Origin of the sequence: Pseudomonas sp. BF-R-24 (genome assembly GCF_019947335.1) — a bacterium.
In the GTDB taxonomy this organism is placed as follows: Bacteria; Pseudomonadota; Gammaproteobacteria; order Pseudomonadales; family Pseudomonadaceae; genus Aquipseudomonas; species Aquipseudomonas jessenii.
The window spans coordinates 1-1,922 of the sequence record NZ_JAGYGG010000086.1 but is presented as its reverse complement, the minus strand read 5'-3'; the positions used below and the strand labels follow the sequence as shown (position 1 = coordinate 1,922).

The window sequence follows — 1,922 nt, the reverse complement described above, 5'->3', positions numbered from 1 at the left end:
TTGTGCGCCAGGCATGGCGCGTTGCGCGTAAGCGCAACCAGCTTGGCTGTGGTGGCCTCGCTGGTGACTTGGAGGTGAAAGTCCTCTACACACCCGGCAAGGGGAAGTGTTAGCCAGAGGCAAGGGTGTCGCGGGTGACTGCGAATCTGAAGGAAGCCCGAGGCAAATTGCTGGCCTGACGAACAGGAAGCGGATAGAGGCGGTGCAGCGGGGTAAGAAGGCAAGCATCTTCAAAGCCCGATACTTGCACAGAACGCTGTGACGTAGATCCGACAGGCATAAGCAGGAAGGTCGCGCGAATTACCCTGGGAGATCTGCACGTTTGCCATTGTGCTACCGAGCGTCGAGAGGCGACGGGATGAGCGTGCAGAAGTCAGCCGAAGCCGTAGTAAGTGGCGAGTAACCCCGTCACCAAGGGCCGAACAGGTTATGCCGCCAGTAGGCGTCAGAGTCTCGTCGAATGTTGAAACGCAGAATATTCTCCCAGAGAAAACTGTTACCCCAAGTCCCGGACGGTATCCGAGGATGACGGCTGATAGGGCGCAAGCATCGACGGCGTCTGTGACGTGGACGAACGCGGAGCCGGACACGCTGATGGCGCGAGTGCTTGCACCCGCCAACCTCAAGCGTGCGTATCAACGCGTAGTCAGCAACAAGGGCGCACCGGGTGCCGATGGCATGCCGGTCGACCAATTGGCAGGCTACGTGAAACAGTATTGGCCGATCCTCAAGACGCGGTTGCTGGCCGGCGAGTACCAACCGCAAGGTGTACGCGCCGTCGACATCCCCAAACCCAAAGGCGGAACACGGCAACTGGGCATTCCCTGTGTCGTGGATCGCCTGATCCAACAGGCTTTGCTGCAACAGCTCACACCTATCTTTGATCCGCTGTTCTCGGACTACAGCTACGGCTTTCGTCCGGGCAGAAACGCTCATCAAGCTATCGAAACAGCCCGTGCCCACGCGGCGGCGGGTCACCGCTGGTGCGTGGAACTCGATCTGGAGAAGTTCTTTGATCGGGTTAATCATGATGTTCTGATGGCCCATGTTGCGCGTCAAATCGAAGACAAACGCGTCCTCACGCTGATCCGTCGCTACCTCGAAGCGGGAACGATGTCAGGCGGTCTCGTCAGCCGACGGCAGGAAGGGACGCCGCAAGGCGGCCCGCTCTCGCCGTTGCTGTCGAATATCCTGCTCAACGAACTTGATCGTGAATTGGAGCGGCGGGGCCATCACTTTGTGCGGTATGCCGATGACGCGAACATTTATGTGCGCAGTCGTCGTGCAGGTGAACGGGTGATGGCCAGCGTTGAGCGTTTCCTGAGTGAGCGCCTGAAACTGACGCTGAACCGGGAAAAGAGCCGAGTAGCCGGGTCGTGGATGTGTGAATACTTGGGCTATGGGATGAGCTGGCATCAACAGCCGAGACTAAGAGTGGCAACGATGAGTCTGGATCGCTTACGCGACCGACTTCGAAGCCTGCTGCGCACAACGCGAAGCCACAAAGTGGCGAGCGTCATCGAGCGGATAAACCCCGTACTGCGCGGTTGGGCTGGCTACTTCAAGCTGAGTCAGAGCAAGCGGCCACTTGAGGATCTTGATGGCTGGGTGCGTCACAAACTTCGCTGTATCATCTGGCGCCAATGGAAGCAGCCCTCGACGAGGGCGCGCAACTTGATGCGTCTAGGGCTCAACGAAGCCCGTGCTTGTCACTCAGCATTCAACGGTCGAGGCCCTTGGTGGAATTCGGGAGCACCCCATATGAATCAGGCGCTGCCGAAGAAACTCTGGGATCAACTCGGGCTGGTCTCAATACTGGACACGATAACCCGGCTTAACCGCTTAACCTGAACCGCCGTATACGGAACCGTACGTACGGTGGTGTGAGAGGACGGCGGATGTAAATCCGCCTCCTACTCGAT

Annotated in this window: 1 protein-coding gene; it reads left to right on the top strand. The window is 58.4% G+C overall.

Going from position 1 to position 1,922, the window contains the following annotated elements:
- Positions 1-429 precede the first annotated feature (429 nt).
- A complete protein-coding gene (ltrA, locus tag KGA98_RS28370) occupies positions 430-1,851 on the top strand; it encodes a group II intron reverse transcriptase/maturase (protein ID WP_154947711.1) in 1,422 nt (473 codons plus the stop codon).
- Positions 1,852-1,922: the final 71 nt, after the last annotated feature.